A 495-nucleotide genomic window follows, 5' to 3' on the forward strand; every position below is an offset into this window, starting at 1 on the left:
CGGTCGGTGGCCATCCACAACCGGCCCGTCCACGCGATGCGGTGGGTGCGCCCCCACCGGGCGATCAACCCCTGCAACACCACCCCCGCAGGCGGCCAGACACGCCCGTGGTCATCGCGGTGATCGCCCTCATGGCCACCGGCCAGAATGCACCAGCGGGCACGACCCAACGCGTCCACCCCAGCTTCCGGACACACCCCCGCATAGGTCGAGAAGGTCATCGCGTCTCCTCAAGGGTGTGGGAGTCGCCTTGCGCAGGCGCGGCGGGACGGCCCTCGGGGGCGCTCTGTGCCGACGCGCCCACCGGGCCCACGGCCGGGTGGGGCAGGGGCGTGGGTCGCCACCGCGCGCCGGTCAAGGGCGCCACGCTGCCGCGCGGTCGTCGCTGGTCGTGGTCGGGGATGTGGGGGTCGAGGTAGCGCACTCACACCACCCCCGGCAGAGCCTTGAGGCCCTCCAGCACACGCTGGAGCACCACCGGGCCGGCCACATCCA

At 73.5% G+C, this 495-nt stretch carries 1 pseudogene; it reads right to left on the bottom strand.

Annotated features, from left to right (window positions below):
• A pseudogene (locus DSY14_RS29700) lies at window positions 1-221 on the bottom strand (hypothetical protein); the annotation flags it as partial.
• Window positions 222-495 lie beyond the last annotated feature (274 nt).

Origin of the sequence: Nocardiopsis sp. MG754419, from assembly GCF_018207095.1 — a bacterium.
GTDB lineage: Bacteria > Actinomycetota > Actinomycetes > Streptosporangiales > Streptosporangiaceae > Nocardiopsis.